The following is a 22,106-nucleotide window of genomic DNA, read 5'->3' as shown; positions in this document are numbered from 1 at the left end:
CTGCCCACGTCACCGGAGTGCGCACGGTCCCTTTCCAGCCATCCGCCAGCACGGCAGCACTCGCAGGAACGCTCCCCTCCCCCGGCACTTCTCGGAAGGCGAAGTCCGCCATGAGCGTTCCGCAGCACCCGAGCACCACCACAAGAACCGACCGCCGCGCGCTGCTGCGCGCCTCCGGTCTCGCAGGACTGGCCGTCGTCGGCACCGTCGCGGCCACCGGCACGGCGAGCGCCGCTCCCTCCGAAGATGTCGTGCACGTCGACACCGTCGAGGTGTTGCGTGCGTCGAGGGCGGCCCGGGACGGGGCCGTCGTGATCGTCGCGGGCTACCGTGCGCCCGGTGACGGCGGCGGTATGACGGTGCGCTGGGACGCCGCCTCCGAGGCCGGCCACAACGGCGGCACCGTCATCGCCCCCGCCCAGAACCCGGCCAAGGGCCGCTGGCTCCAACTGCACACCGGCGTCGTCGACTTCCGTACCTTCGGGCACTTCGACGCGAAGGACCCGGCCGACGCCGCGCTGGACGCCATGGTCCAGGACCCCGCCGTGCACCGCGTCGAGGCCCACACCGACCTGCTCTTCACCCGACGCCACCTGTGGCACCGCTCCCACATCGAACTCGACTTCCACGGCCACCGCATGCTCACCACCGGCATCGAGGCCAACACCCACGACAACCCCTTCGGCGCCGTCCTCGCCTTCCGCGGCACCCCCACCGACACCACGCACACCCACAAGCTGGGCGCCGTCATGCCCGACCTGTCCGACCTGTTCGAGGTCGGTGACTCCGCCGGGTTCGCCGTCGGGCAGTGGTGGGCCGTCGAGGTGGACGCCCTGTCGGGGAAGTACGAGAAGGAGATCCAGCGGCTCGTCCAGGTCACGGATGTCGTCGACGGCACCCGCATCCGCGTCAACTACCAGATCGGCTGGGAGCTCTCGGCCGGCCGCACCCTCACCTGGACCCGTGTCGAACCCGTCGACGGCGCGCATGTGCGCAACCTCGTCTTCGAGGGCGCGGGCGACGACGAACTCACCGGCTCGCACCCGGTGTCGTACGAGTACGCGGTCCGCTGCGACGTCTCCGGCATCGACGCCACCGGCACCTTCTGGCCCGTGGTGATGCGCCGCTGGTGCACCTTCTTCCGCACCGAGCAGTGCTCCCTCGCCAACCCGAAGTCCGTCACGTACGGCGGCGCCGGCTATCTGACGCAGCAGATCTACTGTCTGTACGGGCACGTCGAGGACTGTCACACCTCCAACGCCCGGCATCTCAACGACTTCACGGCCTCCGCCTACTGCTATGTGACGAACTGTCATGGCGACGGCGACGACCAGGGCCCGTTCGTCACGCACGGCCAGTTCGAGCACGACCTCGTGTACACCGGCAACTCGGGGCTCATGACGTTCGCCAACTCCGGTGCGGCGTGGGGCGGCGCGGCCAAGCGGATCACCGTACGGCGGCACGCGTGTTCCTGGTTCGTGGCCCGTGTCAAGGTCACCGACCTCACCCTGGAGGACGTCACCGTCATCGGGAAGCCGTCCCTCGACGGGTCCGGGATGCTCTGGGTGAACGCCGACGGCGTACAGATGCGCGGCTGCACCGCGAGCGGACCGCTCATCGTGTCGCAGGCCTCGCAACGCTCCGAGAGACCCAACGTCATCGCCGACTCGTCCTTCTCGTTCGCGTCCGGCGCCGAGATCACCAAGGCCGACGTCACCTCACCGCTGCTCCTGCGCGGTGTCACCCTGAACGGAGTCGGCGGCGCCGCCTTCAACGGGACGGGCCCGCTCACTCTGGACGACTGCACCCTCACCGGCGCCCCGGACGCCGCAGCGGCCACGTACGCATCCCGCGAGCTGACCCTGCACGGCGGTCAACTGACAGACACTGGCGTGCAGTTGACCGGTTCCAAGGACCAACGGCTGCGAGCCGACGGAGTCCGCATCGGCGGCACCACCAAGGGCCATGCCCTGCTGACCCGCTCCGGCGGCGAGCGCACCGTCACCTGGGAGCTGACCGGCGTCACGGCCACGGCCGGCGACGCGAGGACGGCACACGTCCTCGTCACCGAGGGCGTCAACCGCTACCGCGCCACCGGCTGCACCTTCACCGGCGGCCGGCTCGACCTGCGCCCGGCCGCGTTCGCCGCCGCCCCCAGCCATCTGCTGCACACCGGCTGCGTGGAGGACGGCGTGGAGCGCGCGGCCCTGCCCGACGAGGGCGAGCGCGTCGCGCACACCGCGGGCACCGTCCGCTACTGACCTCCCGGCCCACCGACACCACCAGGGAGCCCCCGTGTCCCCGCACGCCCCGATCACCGGCCGTCCCGTCCGCGTCGCCCTCGTCGGCGCGGGCAACCGCGGCCTGACCTACACCGACTGGATCAGGCGGCACCCCGAGCGGGCCGAGCTCGTCGCCGTCGCCGATCCACGGCCCGCGGCCCGCGCCGCGGCGGGCGCACCCGTCGCCTTCGAGGACTGGCGGCCGCTCGCCGAGGAGCGGATCGCGGACGCGGTGATCGTCGCCACCCAGGACCGCGATCACATCGAGCCGGTCCTCGCGCTGGCCCGCGCCGGGTACGCGATCCTCGCCGAGAAGCCGCTCGCACCCACCGAGGAGGAGACGCGCGCGCTCGTGGAGGGGGTGCGCCAGGCCGGGGTGCTGTTCGCCGTGTGCCACGTCATGCGGTACATGCCGTACACCGACCTGGTGAAGGAGGTCGTCGACTCGGGTGTCCTCGGACAGCTGGTGTCGATCGACCACCTGGAGCCGGTGGGCTGGTGGCACTACGCGCACAGTTACGTCCGCGGCCCGTGGCGCAGCGAGAAGGACTCCTCGCCGATGCTGCTGGCCAAGTCCTGTCACGACCTGGACTGGATCTCGTACGTGATGGGCGGGGCCCGCATCGAGCAGGTCGCGAGCTTCGGCGGGCTGCGGCACTTCCGTCCCGAGAACGCGCCGGAGGGCTCCGCCGACCGCTGCCTCGACTGCGCGGTGGAGGCGCAATGCCCGTACAGCGCACTGAAGTTGTATCTACCGACACTGCGTGAGCAGGGCCCGGTGTGGCCGGTCACGCATGTCACGGAGGCGACCGACGAGGCCGGGCTGCGCGCTGCGCTGCGCGAGGGCCCGTACGGCGTGTGCGCCTACCGCTCCGACAACGACGTGGTCGATCACCAAGTGCTCGCCATGCAGTTGTCGGGCGGGGTGACCGCCACCTTCCAGATGGTCGCCTTCACCGAGCAGACGCACCGCCAGACCCGCATCTTCGGCTCGCACGGCTGGCTGCGCGGCGACGGCGAGCGGGTCACCGTGCAGGACTTCCGTACCGGCGCCACCGTCGTGCACGAGCTGGGCGCCAGCGGGTCGAACGCGGCCGACGGACACGGCGGCGGCGACCCGGCGCTGGTCGAGGCGTTCGTGCGGGCCGTCGCGACCGGAGATCCCAGCGCCGTGCGCTCGGGGACGACGGCGTCCCTCGGCAGCCATCTCGCCGCGTTCGCCGCGGAGCGCGCCCGGCACACCGGGACGGTACAGACCGTCCCCGAGCAGTGACTTCCGCACCACTTTCCCCTGAGCCCGTGGAGGCAACCCTCATGTCCCGTACCCAGCACCGGAGTTCCAGACTGCGCGCGGCCGCCGTGCCCGTCGTCGCCACCGCTCTCGCCGCGAGCGCCCTCGCCGGGTGCGGCGGCTCGGGCAGCGGCTCCGACAGCAAGACCGTCACCATGTGGACGTACCCCGTGATCTTCGACGAGGCGAAGAACAAGGCGTACTGGGACGGTCTGGTCAAGGCGTTCGAGAAGCAGCACAAGGGCGTCGACGTCAAGGTGGAGACGTTCCCCTGGGCCAACCGCGACACCTCCCTCGCCACGGCCATCGCCTCCGGCAAGGGGCCCGACGTGGTGTACCTGGTGCCGGACCAGCTGCCCAAGTACGCGAAGAACATCGTGGCCGCGGACGACTACATGCCGGCCGACGCGAAGAAGGACTACACCGCGTTCGCGCTCGACTCGGTGACCGTGGACGGCAAGGCGCTGGGCACACCGGTGCTCACCAGCGCCAACCCGCTGATCTGCGACAAACGCGTCTTCAAGGCGATCGGCGAGACCTCGTACCCGACGACGTGGTCCGAACTGGAGTCGCTGGCACCGAAGTTGAAGAAGAACGGGTACTACGCCACCAGCTACAGCGGCGACACCCAGCAGACGCTCAACATGACGTTCTACCCGCTGCTGTGGCAGGCGGGCGGCGACGTGTTCTCCGAGGACGGCAAGAAGACCGCGTTCAACAGCGCGCAGGGCGTGAAGGCGCTCACCTACCTGAAGAAGCTCGTCGACGGCGGTTACACCGACAAGGACCTGGTGACGACGACGCCGAAGCTGGAGCAGACACCGGTCGCCAAGGGCAAGGTCGCCTGCACCTGGCAGAACACCCCGGCGGACGTCGAACCGTTCTGGGGCAAGGAGAACATCGTCGTCCAGCCGCCGCTCAAGGACGTGAAGTCGGTGGGCTACGGCACGGTCGGCGCGCTGTCGATGCTGAAGGGGGCCAACACCGAACTCGCCGGTGACTGGATCAACTTCGTGGCCGAGCCCAAGAACGCGGCGGGCCTGGAGAAGGGTGCGGGCTACTTCCCGGCGCGCAGGTCCGCGGCGGACCTGTACCCGGGCGACGCCCTGCAGAAGGCCGTCGGCGCCACCCTGCCGAGCATGGACGTGGGCCCGCTCCAGGACAAGGCGCGCGAGGTCATGGGGCTGCTCGCGCCCGAGATCCAGGCCGCGCTGCTCGGCAAGAAGTCGCCGAAGGACGCACTCGACACGGCGGCGAAGGCCGCCGACGCGATGGTGTCGCGCGGCTGACCGCCGCCCGCCGTACCGCAAGCCATCCCCCGTACCGCAAGGAGACCGACCGTGGCAGTCGTCGCGGACCACACCCGCCGAAGCAGGCGCAGCGGCCCCCAGGCGCGCCGCGAAGCCCGGATCGGCCTGCTGTTCGTCCTTCCCTGTTTCCTGCTCTTCCTCGCCTTCCGGTTCGGTCCGGGCGTGGCCGGTGTGCTGATGAGCTTCACCGACTACTCCCTGACCGGCGGCGGAAAGTTCATCGGCGTCGACAACTTCACACGCCTGTGGGCCGATCCGCTGTTCTGGAAGGCGCTCAGGGTCACCGTCCTGTACACGGTGCTCGCCGTGCCGGGCACCCTGCTCGCGTCGGTGGCGCTCGCGCTGCTGACGCGGCGGGCGTTCCGCGGCTCGAAGGTGTTCCGCTCGGTGTTCTTCCTGCCGGTCGTCACCTCGCTCGTGCTCGCCGCGACGGTCTTCGTGTGGATCTTCTCCACGGGCGGCCCGTGGGCGACGTTCGTCAGCTGGTTCGGGATGTCCGACGCGTCGTGGCTGACGTCGGACACGCTGGTCGTGCCGGCGCTCGCCGTCGTCGGGATCTGGTCCCGCTTCGGGTACGGGATGCTGATCCTGCTGGCCCGGATGCAGGACATCCCGCGCGAGCTGGAGGAGGCCGCGCTCACCGACGGGGCGGGGCCCTGGCAGCGGTTCCGGCACATCGTGCTTCCGCAGCTGCGGCCCGCGCTGTTCTTCCTCGCCGTCATCGAGACGACGGCGTCGTTCCAGGTGTTCGACGCGGTCTACACGATGACCGGCGGCGGCCCCGCCAACGCCAGCTACACGCTCGTCTTCCAGCTGTACGACGCCGGGTTCAAGTACTTCGACCTGGGCTACGCCTCCGCGATCGGGGTCGCCCTGTTCGTGCTGACCCTCGTGGTCGCCGTCGTCCAGCGGATCGCGATCGGGAAGGACCAGTGACCGTGACCATGACCGCACCGCCCGTCGAGAAGACGCCCCTGGCTCCCGTGCCGTCCAAGCCTGCGCGCCGACTGCGCCGGGAGGCCGAGCGGGACTTCGTGCCGCACGGGCTGCGCGGCACCCGCGGCGGCCGGATCGTGCGCGGGATCCTGCTCACGATCGCGGCGCTCGCCACGATCTTCCCGTTCTACGCGATGGTCGTTCTGTCCCTGAAGCCGTCCGCGGCGGTCGAGTTCCCCGGCAGCCTGCTGCCGTGGCCGCTGACCGGCGAGGCGTACGACGCGGTGATGGGCGCGCAGGACGTGCCGCGCTGGCTGCTCAACACGCTGATCTACTCGATCGTGTCCGTGATCGGCGTGCTGCTGCTGGCGTCGCTCGCGGGCTACGCCTTCGCCAAGAAGCGGTTCCCCGGCCGCGAGGCGATGTTCTGGTCGTTCCTGTCGATGGTGATGGTCCCGTACCACGTGACGATGATCCCGACCTTCGCGATGATCTCGAAGCTCGGCGGCGTCGACACCTACTGGGGGCTGATCGTGCCGACCCTCGCCAACGCCCAGGCCGTCTTCCTCATGCGGCAGTTCATCCAGGGCCTGCCCGACGAGCTGTTCGAGGCGGCGCGGCTCGACGGGTGCAGCGAGTGGCAGGTCTTCCGGCGCATCGTGCTGCCGCTGCTCAAGCCGATCCTCGCCACGCTGGGCGTCTTCGTCTTCCTGTGGCACTGGAACGACTTCCTGTGGCCGCTCGTCATCGGCCAGTCCACCGACATGCGCACGCTCACCGTCGGCATCGCGTCGCTCCAGCAGCAGAACGTGCCGCTGAACGTGGTCCTGTCGGGTTCCGTCATCGCGTTCGTGCCCATCTTCGCCGCGTATCTGGTGGGCCAGCGCTACTTCACCGAGGGCGTCACGGCGTCCGGGATCAAGGGTTGAGGCTGTACATGTTCGTCGACGAGGCGGCGCTCGAAGAGCGCCTCGCCACCCCCTCCCCCGCGCTCGTCGCGGATCTCGCCCGGCTCGACGGGGACCTCCTCGTCCTGGGCGCGGGCGGCAAGATGGGCCCGAGCCTGTGCCGGCTGGCGCGCCGCGCCCTGGACGCGGCCGGGCGCACCGACGTCACCGTGCACGCGGTGTCGCGCTGGTCGGACCGCGCCGCCGCGCAGGCGCTGGAGGCCGACGGTGTGCGCACGGTCGCCTTCGACCTGATGGACCCGGAGGCCGATCTCGGGACGCTGCCCGACGCGGGCAACATCGTGTTCATGGTGGGCGCCAAGTTCGGCTCCGCCGGGGCGCCCTCGCACGCGTGGGCGGTGAACGCGGCGCTGCCGGACCGGGTGGTGCGGCGCTGGCCGCGGGCGCGGATCGCCGCGTTCTCCACCGGCAACGTGTATCCGCTGGTGCCGGTCGGCTCGGGCGGCTGCACCGAGGAGGACCCGGTCGGGCCCGTCGGCGAGTACGCCATGTCGTGCCTGGGCCGCGAGCGGATCTTCGGCCACGCCGCGCTCACCCGGGGCACGCCCGTCGCGCTGATCCGCCTCAACTACGCGGTGGACCTGCGCTACGGCGTCCTCGCCGACATCGCCGCGCGGGTCCTCGCGGGCGAGCCCGTGGACGTGACGACCGGGCACGCGAACGTGGTGTGGCAGGGGTACGCCAACGAGGTCGCCCTGCGCTCGCTGCTCCACGCGGGCGACGGCGACGGGTTCACGGTGAACCTCACCGGACCGGAGACGGCGTCCGTGCGGCGCCTGGCGCACTGGTTCGGCACGGAGTTCGGCAAGGAGCCGTCCTTCGAGGGCGAGGAGGCGGCGACGGCGCTGCTGTCCGACGCCTCGCGCTGCCACGCCCTGTTCGGCTATCCGGACGTGCCGCTGCGCACGCTGGTGGCGTGGCAGGCCGACTGGCTGCGCCGGGGCCTGCCGCTGTCCGGCAGGCCCACCAAGTTCCAGGTCCGCGACGGAAGGTTCTGACCCGCACCATGTCTGACGCTCTGGACGTGCTCCGTGAGGGCACTGTCGTTCCCGCCCACCCCCTCGCCCTCGACGCCGGGCGCCGGCTCGACGAACGCCGCCAGCGGGCGCTGACCCGCTACTACATGGCGTCCGGCGCGGGCGGTGTCGCGGTGGCCGTGCACACCACGCAGTTCGAGATCCGTGAGCCCGGTGTCGGTCTGCTGCGGCCGGTCCTCGAACTGGCCGCGGAGACCGTGCGGGCCGAGGCGGGCCGCCCCTTCGTGATGGTGGCGGGCGCCTGCGGGTACACCGCGCAGGCCGTCGCCGAGGCGGAGCTGGCGGCATCGCTCGGCTACGACGCCGTGCTGCTGAGCCCGGCCGTGCCGGGCGCCGACGAGAAGGGGCTCCTGGAGCGGGCCCGCGCGGTCGGCGAGGTGCTGCCGGTCATCGGCTTCTACCTCCAGGAGGCGGTCGGCGGGCGGTACCTGTCGCCGTCGTTCTGGTCGGCGTTCGCGGATCTGCCGTCCACGGTGGCCGTGAAGATCGCCCCCTTCGACCGGTACCGCACGGCGGACGTGATCCGGGCGGTGGGCGCGGCCGACCGCGCGGACGAGGTGGCGCTCTACACCGGCAACGACGACGACATCATCGGTGATCTGCTCACTCCCTACGGCACGGCGGGCGGACGCCGCTGGTTCGCGGGCGGGCTGCTCGGCCAGTGGGCGGTGTGGACCAGGTCCGCGGCGGCGCTCCTGGAGGACGTGCGCGCGGCGCGGGCCGGTGACCACGAGGCGCTGCTGCGCTGTCTGACCCGCCGCCCCGAACTGACCGACGCCAACCAGGCCGTGTTCGACGTGCGCGGCGCGTTCCGCGGCTGTATCGCCGGCGTCCACGAAGTCCTGCGCCGTCAGGGCCTGTTGGCGGGCACCTGGTGTCTGGACCCGGCGGAGTCCCTGTCTCCGGGGCAGGCCGAGGAGCTGACGCGGGTGGCGGCGGCCTATCCGTGGCTGACGGACGACGCGTTCGTGAAGGAGCACCTCGATGACTGGCTCCGCTGAGACGGCGCGGACCGGACGGCCCAAGGTCGTCGTCAGTGTCCCGCCGCACCTGCGGGAGGAGTTCTTCACCGAGGAGACCTGGCGGCGGCTGTCCACGGCCGCGGACCTGACCGTGCTCGACGACCACACCGACCGGGCCGCGCTCGCCGCCGCGCTGCCCGGCGCCCGCGCCCTGGTCACGTCCTGGGGCACACCACGCATCGACAGCGAACTCCTGGACGGCGGCGCGGAGTTGGAGCTCGTCGCGCACACCGGTTCGGCGGTCGCCCCGTACGTCACCGAGGACGTGTTCCGGCGCGGGGTGCGGGTGACGCAGGCCGGGGACGAGATGGCGCGGCCCGTCGCCGAGGTGGCGCTCGCCTTCACGCTCGCCCTGCTGCACCGCACGCACCGCTTCGACCACGCGCTGCGCACCGGCGCCCCCTGGGAGAGCGCGGGGCAGGCGCCGCCGCGGCACGAGATCCACGGGAGCGCGATCGGCGTGATCGGTGCGTCCCGCACGGGCCGGGCCTACATCGCGCTCGCGCGGGCGCTCGGCGCGCACGTCTCGGTCGCCGACCCGTATCTGACGCCGTCCGACGCGGAGCGGCTCGGGGTCCACGTGGTGGCGCTGGAGGACCTGTTGCGGCGGAGCCGGATCGTGGCCGTGCACGCCCCGGCCACCGCCGAGACCCGCCGCCTTCTCGACGCGGAGCGGCTGGCGCTGCTGCCCGACGGGGCCGGTCTGGTGAACACCGCCCGTTCCTGGCTCGTCGACGAGACGGCGCTCGCCGACGAGGTGCGCAGCGGCCGGATCGACGCCGCAGTCGACGTGTTCGACTCCGAACCGCTGCCCTTGGACCACCCCTTCAGGACCCTGCCCAACATGCTGCTGACCCCGCACACCGCAGCGGGGACGGTGGAGTGCAGGCGGCGGCTCGGCGCTAGCGCCGTGACCGAGGTCCTGCGGCTCCTCGACGGTCTGCCGCCGCTGACGGCGGTGGACGAACGGTCCCTGGCCAGACTGCACTGACCCCGTAATCCCCTGCACCATCACACCAGTTGGAGAGCACTTCCGTCATGCGTCTCATGCGCGTCGGCCCGCCGGGCCGCGAACGTCCCGTCCTCGCCGCCCCCTCCGGCCGCCACCACGATCTGTCGTCCGTCACCGACGACATCGACGGCGCCTTCCTCGCGGCCCTCACGGAGCGCCCCGATCTGCTGCCGCCGCCTGCCGAGCTGCCCCTGTTCGACATCACGGGACAGCGTGTGGGCGCGCCCGTGGCGAGGCCGTCGGCGGTGCTGTGCATCGGTCAGAACTACGCGGCGCACGCCGCCGAGTCCGGCGCCGAGCCGCCCACCCGGCCGATCCTCTTCTACAAGTCGCCGAACACGGTGGTCGGCCCGTACGACGACGTGCTGATTCCACGGGGCGGCGAGAAGACGGACTGGGAGGTCGAGCTGGCCGTCGTCATCGGCCGGCGCGCCTCCTACCTCGCCTCCCCCGAGGACGGGCTCGCGCACGTCGCCGGGTACGCGGTGAGCAACGACGTCTCCGAACGGGCCTTCCAGCTGGAGGAGTCGGGCGGCCAGTGGTCCAAGGGCAAGAGCTGCGCCACCTTCAATCCGCTCGGCCCGGTGCTCGTGACGGCGGACGAGGCGGGCGATCCACAGGATCTCCGTCTGCGGTCGTGGGTGAACGGCGAGGCCCGGCAGGACTCGGTCACCGCCGACATGATCTTCTCGGTGGGTGAGATCGTGCACCATCTCTCCCAGTACCTGGTGCTGGAGCCCGGTGACGTGATCAACACCGGTACGCCGCAGGGCGTCGCACTGTCGGGCCGGTTCCCCTATCTCGGGGCGGGCGACGTGATGGAGATGGAGATCGCCGGGCTCGGCCGGCAGCGGTCGGTCTGCCGGCCGGCCTGACACCGCTTCGCGCGCGGCCCGTGCCTCCGCCCACAGGTGTCCACGCCACGGCAGGGTGCACACCACGGACAGTCCAGCACGCGGTGGAGTGGCAGACCGTGTGCGCCCTCGTGGAGACCGGTCTGGGCGTCTCGCCGGCCCCGGCGAGCGTCCGGAATCCCTTGGTCACGCGCTTCCTGGCCACCATCAGTGCGCTGCTGGGCCCGGTATCAGGACGGCCTCTGGTCCGCACGCTCGACTTGCTGTAGGAACGGCACAGGCGACGACGCCGACCGACGTCACAACAGAAGGAGACGACGCCGTGACCCTGGGAGTGGCCGTCATCGGGACCGGGAAGATGGGCGGCGACCACGTCCGGCGGATCGCCACGGCGATCAGTGGCGCCCGGGTCGTGGCCGTGGCCGACGTCGACGAGGACCGTGCCCGGCGGACCGCCGCGGACCTGGACGGCTGCACCGTGCACACCGAGTCGGCGTCCGCCCTCGCGGCACCCGGCGTGGACGCGGTCCTGATCGCCTCGTCGGGCCCGGCCCACGAGGAGACGCTGCTCCAGGCGCTCGCCCTCGATCTGCCCGTGCTGTGCGAGAAGCCGCTCACCCCTGACGCGACGGGCGCGTACCGGGTCGTGGAGGCCGAGCGGCGCCTGGGCCACCGCCGGATCCAGGTCGGCTTCATGCGCCGCTTCGACGCCGAGTACCAGCAGTTGAAGGCGGTGCTCGACGCCGGTGACCTGGGGCGGCCGCGGATGCTGCACCAGCGGCACCGCAACACCGTCACCCCTGGGCACTTCACCGAGCGCATGATGATCACCGACTCGGCCGTGCACGAGATGGACATCACCCGCTGGCTCACCGGCCACGAGATCGCGGCGGTCCAGGTCCTCAAGCCCGCGCCCGCGTCCCCGCAGGAGGTGCCGGACCCGCAGCTGGTGATCCTGGAGACGACGGGCGGCGTGCTCGCCGACGTGGAGCTGTACCGGAACACGGGCTTCGGCGACCAGGTCCAGTGCGAGGCGGTCTGCGAGCGCGGCACGGCCCGGATCGGCGACGGCCACGCCATGGTCGTGCAGACGGCGGGGCGCTGGGGCGGCGCCATCGACCAGGACTATCTGACCCGGTTCCGGGCCGCCTACGACCGTGAGGTGCAGGCGTGGGTGGACGCGACCCGCGCCGGCCGGGTCACCGGTCCCTCGGCCTGGGACGGGTACGCGGCGGTAGCCGCCTGCGAGGCGGGTGTACAGGCCCAGGCGACCGGCGAGCGCGTCAAGGTGGAGCTCGCGGACTGCTGAGCGGCCCGCACAATGGGGGTGTGGCCACCGTTCCGATCGCACGTCATCTGCTGCGGGCCAAGGATCTCGCCGACGCCCGCTACGCGGAGCCGCTGACCGTGGCCGACCTGGCGGCCGCCGCCGCGCTCTCCCCCGCCCACTTCAGCCGCAGCTTCAAGGCCGCGTTCGGCGAGTCCCCGCACCAGTACCTGCTGACCCGCCGCCTGGAGCGGGCCTGCTCCCTGCTGCTCGCGACCGACTGGACGGTGGCGGAGGTCGGTGTCGCGGTCGGGCTGCGCAGCATCGGCTCGTTCACCACGAGCTTCCGCCGGATGTACGGGACGACCCCGCAGGCGTACCGCGCGGCCCGTCCACCCGCCGCCCGGCATGTGCACGTGCCGCGCTGTGTGGCGATGGCGTACGGGCGGCCGCGGAACCGCACGTTTCGAGAAGACACGGCCGGCGGGGCTGCATAGCGTCGAGAGCAGCACGGAGTCGTCGAGCGAGGAGCCGGCCATGACCACGATCAAGATCGCCAACGCGCAGTTCTGGGTGCACGACCAGGACGCGGCGCTCGCCTTCTACACGAAGAAGCTCGGGTGGGAGGTGCGGGCGGACGTGACGATGGAGGCGTGGAACTTCCGGTGGGTGTGTGTCGGCCCGCCCGGAGGCGAGGGTCCCGCCCTCGTCCTGATGCCGGTGCCGGGTCCTCCGATGCTGGACGAGCCGAGCAGCGCCCAGCTGGCGGACCTGGTGGCGAAGGGCGCGGGCGGCACGCTGTTTTTGGAGACGGACGACTGCAAGGCGGCGTACGACGAACTGTCGGCCCGCGGCATCGAGTTCAACGACCCGCCGACGGCCCAGCCCTACGGCATCGACACGTCGTTCCGGGACCCGTCCGGCAACAACATCCGGCTGACCCAGGTGATGGAGTTCGATCCCGGGCGGAGCTGACCGTTCAGCGCGTACGGCTGCCTGCGATCGCCTCCGCCACCGCCTTCGGGTGCGACAGGAACGGCGAGTGGCTGGAGTCCGCCAGCTCCAGGACCTCGCCGGCCCGCCGCGACAGCCTGCGCTGCACCACCGTCGGGGTCGCGTTGTCCCGCCCCGTGATCAGGTACGTCGTCGGCAGGGCGCGCCAGGCGACGGCGGCCGGTGACTGGTCGAGGACCGCGGCGGACATGGGCCGCAGATGGCGTACGGCCTCGGCGGCCGCCGCCGGGTCGAGGTCGGCGCAGAAGATCGGCACGGCACGCTCCGGCCTGACCGTCATCAGTCCGGTGCCCGGGTCGATGACGAGGTCCCTGGCCGGGTCGAGGACGTCGGGGCCCGCGTCGGGCAGCGCGTACCCCATCAGGGTCTCGTCCGCGTCGGCGAGGTACGCGGCGACGTAGACGAGCCGGCGCACCACCGGATGCCCCGCCGCGGCCTCCGTGGCCGGGATGCCGCCGTAGGAGTGGGCGACCAGGATCACGTCGCCCGCGCAGCCGTCGAGGACCCGGCGGATCTCGGCGACGTCGGCGTGCAGATCGGCCGGGCCCGCGCCGCCGCGGCAGCTCGGCAGATCGACGAGGACGCTGCGGATGCCGTGCTCCGCCAGCTCGTCGACGACCTTGTGCCAGCACCACGGGCTGTGCCAGGCCCCGTGCACGAGCACCGCCGTTTCCGCCATGGCCGTCCCCTCCGCCGCCGGGTCCTCCCATGGTGGCATGGTGGCACCGGCGCGCTCGGGCGTCACGGTCCCCGCCCGCCTCAGGTCACCGGGAAGGGCAGCGGCGGCAGCGCCGTCCCGTACACCCACTCCTCGAACAGCTCGCCCACGGGACCGGGCGCGTACCGCTCGACGTGCGCGGCGAACATCTGCGTGCTGACGACGCCGTGCCGGTGCACGACGGCCCAGTCGCGCAGCATGCGGAAGAACGCGGGGTCGCCGAGGGCGCAGCGCACCGCGTGCACGGCCACGCCACCGCGTTCGTAGAGCCGGTCGTCGAACATCGACTTGCGTCCGGGGTCGGCGAGGGCGAGGTCCTGCGGCAGCCGTTCGAGCAACTGGTGGGCGTACGCGGCGCGTTCCCGGGCCGGGCGCGCGCCCGAGCGTTCCGACCAGAGCCACTCCGCGTACTTGGCCAGTCCCTCGTTGAGCCAGATGTGCCGCCAGTCGGCGACGCTGACGCTGTTGCCGAACCACTGGTGGGCGAGTTCGTGCGCGACGAGGTTCTCGTGACCACGGGCGCCGTCCACGTGGTTGACGCCGAACAGCGAGAGGCCCTGCGCCTCGACGGGCACGTCGAGTTCCTCGTCGGCGACGACGACGCCGTACTCGCCGAACGGGTAGGGGCCGAAGAGTTCCTCGAAGACGTCCATCATCTGCGGCTGCCGCGCGAAGTCCCGGGCGAACTCGGCGAGCAGGTGGGCCGGGACGTGCCCGGTCTGCGGGACCCCGCTCAGGCCCGGGTCGCCGAGCAGGACGGTCTGGTACTTGCCGATGGAGAGGCCGACCAGGTAGCTGGAGGTGGGGGCGGGCTGTTCGTAGAGCCAGGTGGTGGTGGAGGCTCTGGTGGTCCGGGTCAACAGGCGTCCCCCGATGACCACTTGGTACGCGGAGGGGGTGGTGACGGCGATCTGGTACGAGGCCTTGTCGGCGGGCCGGTCGTTGCAGGGGTACCAGGACGGCGCCCCGACCGGCTGGCTGGCGACCAGCGCGCCGTCGGTCAGCTCCTCCCAACCGAGCCCTCCCCAGGGGCTGTTGACCGGCTTCGGGTTGCCGGAATAGTGCACCTCGACGGTGAACGCGGCCCCGGCGGGCAGGGTCTTCGCCGGGCGGATGCGCAGCCTCCCGCCGCGCAGCGTGTAGTGCGGGGCGCGGCCGTCCACCCGGATCCGGGCGATCCTGAAGTCGCCCAGGTTCAGCGCGAGTTCGGCGAGCGGGGCACGGCCCGCGATCGCGCTGAGCCGGGCCGTGCCCGAGAGCCGGTTGGGCACCGGCCGGTAGTCGAGGTCCAGCTCGTAGCGGTGCACATGGAAACGAGGGTCTCCGTGAGCCGGGAAGTAGGGGTCAGGTGCCGTCTGCTGCTGCCCGTTCACGCCTCGTCCGCTCCCTGGTACGACGTGCCGCCGTGCTCTCCTTCGACGGCGGCCCGCCGCCGCTCAGGGGCGCCAGGCCTCGATCGGGTTGCCCAGCCAGCGGGTGTCCGCCGGTACCGACTCGCCCGCCATGACGAGGGAGGCGGGGCCCAGGGTCGAGCGGGCCCCGATCTCGCTGCCCGGCAGCACGATCCCGCCCGGACCCAGCGTGGCGCCCGCACGGAGAACCACAGTATCCGTCCGCAGGATCCGATCATGGAAGAGGTGTGTCTGCAGGACGCAGCCCCGGTTCACGCTCGCGGCGCTCTCGACGGTGACGAGGTCGGCCTCGGGCAGCCAGTAGCTCTCGCACCACACGCCCCGGCCGATGCGCGCGCCGAGCCCGCGCAGCCACAGGGTGAGGACGGGGGTGCCGGGCACGGCCCCGGCGAGCCAGGGCACGGCGACCAACTCGACGAAGGTGTCGGCGAGTTCGTTGCGCCAGACGAACGAGCACCACAGGGGGTGCGCACCGGGCCGGTGCCGCCCCACGAGCAGCCGTTTCGCGACGACCGACAGCAGCGCGCCGAGCGCGCCGGCGGTGAGCAGCACGGCTCCGGACAGCAGCGCCGCGAGCCACCAGCCGTGCGCGGCGGCCGCGGCGAACAGGGCGACCGTGAGGATCGCGAGCGCCCCCGAGCAGCAGGCGGGGACGATCCGGCAGAGCTCGACGAGGGCGCGGGCGGCCTTGAGGCGGGTGCGGGGCGCGTAGGTGCGGCTGTCGTCGTGCGCGGTGGCGGCCCGGGGCAGTTCGACGGGTGGCTGGCCCAGGTAGGAGCTGCCCTCCTTGGCCTTCTTGGGGGTGGCCGAGAGCACGCCGACCAGGCCGTCGTCGGGGACCCTGCGCCCGGGTGCGGTCATGCCCGAGTTGCCGAGGAAGGCGCGCCGGCCGATCTCGGCGCGGCCGATCCGGACCCAGCCGCCGCCGAGTTCGTACGGTGCGGTCAGGGTGTCGTCGGCGAGGAAGGCACCCTCGCCGACCGTGGTGAGGCCGGGCAGCGCGAGCACCGTGGACACTTCGGCGCCCCGGCCGACGCGCATGCCGAGCAGCCGCATCCAGACGGGGGTGACGAGACTGGCGTAGAGCGGGAAGAGGGTCTGCCGGGACAGGTCCATGAGCTGGGTGACGGTCCACGCCTGCCAGCCGACGCGGCTGTGGGTGGGGCGGACACCGGTGTGCAGGCCGAGGCCGAGCAGGCGCACGCCGACGAGGATCGACGCCGCGTAGCCGAGGCCGAAGACGAGCGTCGCGGGGACGACGGCGCGCAGGGCGCCGGGCACGGCCGCCCCGAGCGAGGCGTCGGCGGGGACGAACGCGCGGACCACGCAGAGCGCGGGCACGGCGGCGGCGACCGGCAGCAGCCCGAGGGCGGCGCCGGTCAGCCCGTACATGGCACGCCAGTGGACGGCGCGCGGCGGCCGCTCCTCGGGCCAGCAGCGCTTGGCCCGGCCGGTCTTGTACGCGGGTGAGCCCGCCCAGCGCTGTCCGGTCGGGATCTGCCCGCGCACGGCCGAGCCGGGGGCGACCTCGGCGCGCTTGCCGACGCGGGCGCCCGGGAACAGGATGCTGCGGGTGCCGACGACGGCGCCCGCGCCGACCCGGACGGTGCCGATCTCCAGGCGGTCGCCGTCGAGCCAGTGCCCGCAGAGGTCGACCTCGGTCTCCACGGCGCAGCCGCGGCCGAGCCGGAGCAGCCCGGTGACCGGCGGCAGCGAGTACAGGTCGACGTCGGGGCCGACCCGGGCGCCCAGGGCGCGGGCGTACCGCTCCAGCCAGGAGCCGGTCAGGGAGGTCGCGCCGCTGTACTCGGCGAGGCGTTCGGCGGTCCAGAGCCGCAGATGGACCCGGCCGCCGCGCGGATAGGTGCCGGGTCCGACGCCGCGCAGCAGCAGCCGGGCGCCGCCCGCCGCGATGCAGAGCCGGCCGGGCGGGCTGTACAGGACGAGGGCGCCGGCGGCGATCGCCCACCACGAGGCGGTCGGGGCCCAGGGGCAGGGCCCGAAGTGGTGCAGCACGGTGCAGAGCGCGGCGAACGCGACGAGCCTGCGCAGTCCCACGAGGGTGAACAGCGGTAGGAGCAGGGCGAGTTGGATGACCTGAGCGCGCCGCGGGACGGGGGTCACGACGCGTTCGGCGCCCTCGTCCTGCCGGGACTTCTCCAGTCTGCGGGCGAGTTTGCGCAGGACCGGGCGCTCGTAGACGTCGATGACGGCGGCGCCCGGGAAGCGGGTCCGCAGGGCGGTGACGAGTCGGGCCGCGGCGAGGCTGGTCCCGCCGATGGCGAAGAAGTCGTCGAACGGGCCGGTGACGGGGATGCCGAGGATCCCCGTCCACTGCTCGGCGAGCCATGCCTCGGTCCCGTACAGCTGCTCGGCGCCGCCGCCGGTGTCGAGGTCGGGCAGTGGCCAGGGCAGCGCCTCGCGGTCGACCTTGCCCGAGGTGCGGGTGGGGAGTTCGGCGACGGGGGCCAGCAACGGGACGAGGGCGGCGGGCAGTTCGGCGCGCAGCCGGGCCACGGCGGCCGTGTGGTCGAAGTCGTCGTGGGTGACGAGGTAGCCGACGAGGAGCTGGTTGCCGCCGCGTGCGGTGCGGACGGCGGCGGCCGCGCCCGCGACGCCGGGCAGGGCGAGCAGCGCCGCGTCGACCTCGCCGAGTTCGATGCGCCGCCCGCCGAGTTTGATCTGCTCGTCGCCGCGTCCGAGGAAGATCAGCCCTTCCGGGTCGGCCTTGACCAGGTCGCCGCTGCGGTAGGCGCGCGGCCAGCCCACCGACTCCAGCGGCGCGTACTTCTCGGCGTCCTTGTCGGGGTCGAGGTAGCGGCCGAGTCCCACGCCGCCGATGACGAGGTGGCCGCTGCCGCCCATCGGTACGGGCTGTCCGGCCTCGTCGACGACGGCCAGCTCCCAGCCGCTCAGGGGCAGTCCGATGCGGACCGGTTCCTCGCCCGTGAGGAGGGCGGCGCAGGTGACGACGGTGGCCTCGGTGGGGCCGTACGTGTTCCACACCTCGCGGCCCTCGGTGACCAGGCGCCGGGCGAGCTCGGGCGGGCAGGCCTCACCGCCGAAGATCAACAGGCGGACGTCGTCGAGGGTTTCGGGCTCCCACAGGGCGGCGAGGGTCGGCACCGTGGAGATCACGGTGATCTCCTGCTCGACCAGCCAGGGCCCGAGGTCGGCGCCGCCGCGCACCTGGGAGCGCGGCACCGGGACGAGGCAGGCGCCGTGCCGCCACGCGAGCCACATCTCCTCGCAGGAGGCGTCGAACGCCACGGAGAGCCCCGCCATCACGCGGTCGCCGGGGCCGAGCGGTTCCTCGGCGAGGAAGAGCCCGGCCTCGGCGTCCACGAACGCGGCGGCGCCGCGATGGCTGACCGCGACGCCCTTGGGCCGGCCGGTCGACCCGGACGTGAAGATGATCCACGCGTCGTCGCCGGGTCCGGGGCGCGCGGCCGGGACGTCGGCGGGTTTGTCGACGGTGAAGTCGAGTCCGGGCCCGATGACGGTGCGCACGTCGGCCTCGCCGAAGACGAGATCGGCGCGCTCGTCGGGGTCCTCGGCGTCGACGGGCACATAGGCGGCGCCCGCGGCGAGGACGCCGAGCAGCGCGACGTACAGCTCGTTCGTCCCGCTGGGCAGCCGGATCCCGACCCGGTCGCCCAGGCCGACGCCTGCCGCGTCGAGCCTGCGCCGTAGCTGTTCCACCTCGGTGGCCAGCGTCCGGTACGTCAGTTGGCGGGTGCCGTCGTCGAGCGCGGGGTCGTCGGGGTGGGCCCGCGCCGTCGCGTCGAGGATGTCCAGGAGGGTGCGCGGCCGCGCGGCGTCTCCTCCGGTGAAGCGGGCGATGTCACCCGCCGGTCCGCTCGTCTCCGCTTCGAGCAGGTCGAGTGCGGCGTTCGCGCGCGTGGCTGCCATCGGATCCCGTCGTCGAGGGCCGCGCAGTCCGGGGAGCTCGCCTCGCCGCTCCCGGGGTCTGCCTGAGGTGGTGCGGGACTGGTGCCGAAGAACCGGCAAATCCTAAGCGTTCCGGGCGAGTTGGGCACCGCGGACCAGAGGATCGGCGGGAACTTACGGATGGTATGGGCGTCTTACGTGGTGCGGGGCGGATGCGGCATGCTGTCGGCCGTGGCCTCGCTCCACCCGGCGGACGCACGGGTCCGCCCGCCCCCCACCTCGACCGCCGAAGGAACCTCATCGTGCCCGAACCGCAGTTACTCGTTCTTGACCCCCACGGCTCCGACGAGCACGCCGAACAGCGGGCCCTGCGCGCCCGCGGCCCGGCCACCCTGGTCGACATCCTCGGGGTGACCGCCTGGTCCGTCTCCGACCCGGCGCTCCTCAAGCAGCTCTTGACCAGCCCGCACGTCTCCAAGGACGCCCGCGCGCACTGGCCGGGGTACGCCGATGCGCTCGCCACCTGGCCGCTGGCGCTCTGGGTGGCGGTGGACAACATGTTCACCGCCTACGGGAGCGACCACCGCCGGTTGCGCCGGCTGATCGCCCCCGCTTTCTCCGCCCGCCGTGTCACCGCCATGAAGGCGGACATCGAGGCCCTCGCGGACGGACTGCTCGACCGTCTCGACACGGTGCCGGACGGAGCCGTCGTCGATCTGCGCGAGGAGCTGGCCGCCCGGCTGCCGATCGCGGTGATCGGCCGGCTGATGGGCGTACCGGACGAGCAGGCGGGCGAGTTCCGCACCCTGGTGAACAACGTCTTCGACACGACGCTCTCCGCCGACGAGGCCGCGAAGAACACGGCCACCGTCTACGGGCTGCTCGCCGAACTGATCGCCGCCAAACGGGCGCGGCCCGCCGACGACATGACCTCGCTGCTCATCGCGACCCGCGACGAGGAGGGCGACGGCAGTCGGCTGACCGACGCCGAGCTGCGCGACACCCTGCTGCTGATGATCAGCGCCGGGTACGAGACGACCGTCAACGTCATCGACCAGGCCGTCTTCTCACTCCTCACGGACCCGGCCCAGCTGGCCCACGTCCGTGCGGGGCGCTGCTCCTGGGAGGACGTCGTCGAGGAGACGCTGCGCCATGAGCCCGCCGTCAAACATCTGCCGCTGCGGTACGCGCTGCGCGACATCCCGCTGCCCGACGGGCGGACGATCCGCGCCGGTGAGGCGATCCTCGCGTCGTACGCCGCCGCCAACCGGCACCCGGACTGGCACGGCGAGACGGCCGACACTTTCGACGCCACCCGGCCCGGCAAGGAGCATCTGGCGTTCGGGCACGGCGTCCACTTCTGTCTGGGCGCGCCGCTCGCCCGGCTGGAGGTCGCCACCGCTCTGCGGCGCCTCTTCGAGCGCTTCCCGGAGATCGGGCTCGCCGTGCCGGCCGAGGAGTTGGGCCCGTTGCCGACGTTGATCAGCAACGGGCACGTGTCCCTGCCGGTACGGCTGCGCCCGGCACGGCCGAGCTGACGGAGCGGGGCCTCAGTCGGCGAGCGCGCCCATGGGGTCCCAGGCGGGCAGGACGATCGGCGGCTCGTCGAGGGCGGCGGACAGCTCGGGCGGCAGTGCGGAGCGGCGCACGGCGACCTCGAAGACGTGCTCGCCGAACCACGAGTCGTTCATCGTCCAGAAGCCCTTGTCGGCCTTCTCGGCGCCCCAGCTGTTCTCCACCCGCCAGCGGCGCGGGGCGCCGTCGACCACGTCCACGCCGGTGAACAGCATCGCGTGGGTCATCTGGGTCTCGTGGTGGATGAGCCGGGACGCCTTGTCCATGGCGAGCGGCGTGTCGTAGACGGCCTCGTAGTCGTAGAGACCGGCGTCCCACAGGCCGAGGTCGGAGTGCATCATCCGGGCGACGTCGCAGCCGAACCAGACGGGCTCGCCGCCCACGACGGACTCCATGCTCAGCCGCTTCAGCAGCTCCATCTCCACGTTCAGATAGACCACGGGCGGCGCCTCGACGACATTGCCGAGGTGTTCGACGGTGAAGGTCCGGCCGAACGGGCTGGACTCGCGCGGGTCGTGGACGAGGCACACGTACGCGTCGAGGGGCAGTTGCACGTAGGCGGCGGCGAACTCGGTGGGGGTGAGCCAGCCGTCGCGGTGGAACTCCTTGTCCTTGTCCCGCCACTGCCACAGGAACCGCTGCGGCGGGGTGCCGAGGTGGATGCTGAGCACGCGGTGGACGGCGGCGAGGATCTCGCGCTTGTGCTCGCGCTGGGCCTCGACGCCCTCGGCGGCCAGCCGGCGCAGGTCGCGGGCGCCGCGCCGCAGCAGGCTCTTCAGGGCCCGGTTCATCGGCCCGGTCGAGGACGAGCTGTCGGTCTCCGGCATGGCCGACTTCGGCACCAGGCCGTGCTTGGCTATCAGCGCCACGAACATGTTCCACTGGCCGCCGTCGCTGATGGGGTCCTGGAGCAGCAGCGCGACCGTGCGGTCCTCGACGTCGCGCCCGGAGGTCTCGACGATGCTCTCCAGGAAGTAGTTCGCCCGCTCGAACTTGTCCCACCACAGCACGTAGTTCTGGGAGAACTCGAAGTCCTTGACGCCGAGCTTCTCCGCGGCGCCGACGCGCAGCAGGTTGAGCCCGGCGAACATCCAGCAGCGTCCGCTGCGCTTCTGGTCGGTGACCTTCCAGTCGTCCAGGAGGTGGGAGACCGAGTGATCGGCGGCGGTCACGATCCGCCGGTCCAGGGCGATGTCGTCCACGGGCGTCCGGGTCACGGCGTTCTGCATCAGCCGGTTCGCCGGGCGGGCCGCGAACTCCTTCTCGAAGAACTCGAGTTCCGTGGGGGTGAGACTGCGGTCCATGGCCTGGGGGGAGTATTCGGGTCCGAGCGTCACAATGATCCGCTTCCAGTTCTGGTAGAGGCCCGCGATCGCTCGGGCCGGGGCGGAGGGAGGCAGCGCGGTCTCACCGTTCCACGGTGTTTCCGCGGCAGTCAACGGGCCGTGCGGGTCCCTGTGCAGGTGAGCGCGCGGGGCGGTGGTGCACGGGAAATCCACGGACCTGTGCGGCGGACC

17 protein-coding genes and 1 pseudogene are annotated in these 22,106 nt (G+C 72.3%); 14 read left to right on the top strand and 4 right to left on the bottom strand.

All coding sequences use genetic code 11. The annotated features are described in order from the left end of the window. Window positions 1–110 precede the first annotated feature (110 nt). The 13 genes and pseudogenes from J3486_RS02205 (at window position 111) to J3486_RS02150 (ending at window position 12,954) form a co-directional block, all read left to right on the top strand. A complete protein-coding gene (locus J3486_RS02205; protein ID WP_229377346.1) occupies window positions 111–2,261 on the top strand; it encodes a peptidase C14 in 2,151 nt (716 codons plus the stop codon). Between the two features lie 34 nt (window positions 2,262–2,295). Beyond that, complete coding sequence (locus tag J3486_RS02200; RefSeq protein ID WP_207818186.1) at window positions 2,296–3,555, top strand: Gfo/Idh/MocA family protein; 1,260 nt, start codon at window positions 2,296–2,298, stop codon at window positions 3,553–3,555. Between the two features lie 41 nt (window positions 3,556–3,596). Continuing rightward, a complete protein-coding gene (locus tag J3486_RS02195; protein WP_207818185.1) occupies window positions 3,597–4,862 on the top strand; it encodes an extracellular solute-binding protein in 1,266 nt (421 codons plus the stop codon). A 51-nt stretch (window positions 4,863–4,913) separates the two neighbouring features. Further along, window positions 4,914–5,819, top strand: coding sequence for a carbohydrate ABC transporter permease (locus J3486_RS02190; RefSeq protein ID WP_207818184.1), 906 nt, complete (start codon window positions 4,914–4,916; stop codon window positions 5,817–5,819). 8 nt (window positions 5,820–5,827) lie between these two features. Further along, entirely contained in the window at window positions 5,828–6,748 is a 921-nt protein-coding gene (locus tag J3486_RS02185) for a carbohydrate ABC transporter permease (RefSeq protein ID WP_207818911.1), read from the top strand. An 8-nt stretch (window positions 6,749–6,756) separates the two neighbouring features. Further along, entirely contained in the window at window positions 6,757–7,785 is a 1,029-nt protein-coding gene (locus tag J3486_RS02180) for an NAD(P)-dependent oxidoreductase (protein ID WP_207818183.1), read from the top strand. 8 nt (window positions 7,786–7,793) lie between these two features. Next, the gene (locus tag J3486_RS02175; RefSeq protein ID WP_207818182.1) at window positions 7,794–8,825 is read left to right on the top strand and encodes a dihydrodipicolinate synthase family protein; all 1,032 of its coding nucleotides are present in this window, start codon (window positions 7,794–7,796) and stop codon (window positions 8,823–8,825) included. Continuing rightward, on the top strand, window positions 8,809–9,837 hold the full coding sequence (locus tag J3486_RS02170; protein ID WP_207818181.1) for a hydroxyacid dehydrogenase: 1,029 nt from the start codon (window positions 8,809–8,811) through the stop codon (window positions 9,835–9,837). Before J3486_RS02175 ends, J3486_RS02170 begins: the two co-directional genes overlap by 17 nt. A 47-nt stretch (window positions 9,838–9,884) precedes the next feature. Then, window positions 9,885–10,733, top strand: coding sequence for a fumarylacetoacetate hydrolase family protein (locus J3486_RS02165; RefSeq protein ID WP_207818180.1), 849 nt, complete (start codon window positions 9,885–9,887; stop codon window positions 10,731–10,733). Window positions 10,734–10,768: 35 nt separating this feature from the next. Continuing rightward, window positions 10,769–10,981, top strand: a pseudogene (locus tag J3486_RS45105) (hypothetical protein); the annotation flags it as partial. Window positions 10,982–11,034: 53 nt separating this feature from the next. Continuing rightward, window positions 11,035–12,021 (top strand): Gfo/Idh/MocA family protein, encoded by a 987-nt coding sequence (locus tag J3486_RS02160; RefSeq protein ID WP_374194674.1) that lies wholly within the window; start codon window positions 11,035–11,037, stop codon window positions 12,019–12,021. 20 nt (window positions 12,022–12,041) lie between these two features. Beyond that, window positions 12,042–12,476, top strand: a complete 435-nt coding sequence (locus J3486_RS02155) for a helix-turn-helix domain-containing protein (RefSeq protein ID WP_207818179.1) — start codon at window positions 12,042–12,044, stop codon at window positions 12,474–12,476. A 40-nt stretch (window positions 12,477–12,516) separates the two neighbouring features. Then, window positions 12,517–12,954, top strand: coding sequence for a VOC family protein (locus tag J3486_RS02150; RefSeq protein WP_207818178.1), 438 nt, complete (start codon window positions 12,517–12,519; stop codon window positions 12,952–12,954). 4 nt (window positions 12,955–12,958) lie between these two features. Here J3486_RS02150 and J3486_RS02145 read toward each other — a convergent pair whose 3' ends face one another. From J3486_RS02145 to J3486_RS02135, 3 genes are all read right to left on the bottom strand, one after another. Further along, window positions 12,959–13,672 (bottom strand): alpha/beta fold hydrolase, encoded by a 714-nt coding sequence (locus J3486_RS02145; protein WP_207818177.1) that lies wholly within the window; start codon window positions 13,670–13,672, stop codon window positions 12,959–12,961. Window positions 13,673–13,752: 80 nt separating this feature from the next. After that, the gene (locus tag J3486_RS02140; RefSeq protein ID WP_207818176.1) at window positions 13,753–15,084 is read right to left on the bottom strand and encodes a M1 family metallopeptidase; all 1,332 of its coding nucleotides are present in this window, start codon (window positions 15,082–15,084) and stop codon (window positions 13,753–13,755) included. A 63-nt stretch (window positions 15,085–15,147) separates the two neighbouring features. Then, window positions 15,148–19,035, bottom strand: a complete 3,888-nt coding sequence (locus J3486_RS02135; protein WP_207818175.1) for a Pls/PosA family non-ribosomal peptide synthetase — start codon at window positions 19,033–19,035, stop codon at window positions 15,148–15,150. Between the two features lie 281 nt (window positions 19,036–19,316). On the opposite strand from J3486_RS02135, the gene J3486_RS02130 reads away from it, so the two are divergent. Continuing rightward, window positions 19,317–20,552, top strand: a complete 1,236-nt coding sequence (locus J3486_RS02130) for a cytochrome P450 (protein ID WP_207818174.1) — start codon at window positions 19,317–19,319, stop codon at window positions 20,550–20,552. 12 nt (window positions 20,553–20,564) lie between these two features. Here J3486_RS02130 and J3486_RS02125 read toward each other — a convergent pair whose 3' ends face one another. Further along, the gene (locus J3486_RS02125) at window positions 20,565–21,893 is read right to left on the bottom strand and encodes an aminopeptidase C (protein WP_229377345.1); all 1,329 of its coding nucleotides are present in this window, start codon (window positions 21,891–21,893) and stop codon (window positions 20,565–20,567) included. Between the last annotated feature and the right edge of the window lie 213 nt (window positions 21,894–22,106).

It is taken from the genome of Streptomyces sp. VRA16 Mangrove soil, assembly GCF_017377775.1.
Taxonomy (GTDB): domain Bacteria; phylum Actinomycetota; class Actinomycetes; order Streptomycetales; family Streptomycetaceae; genus Streptomyces.
The sequence above is the reverse complement of the archived record's forward strand: the minus strand, read 5'-3'. Positions and strand labels throughout refer to the sequence as shown.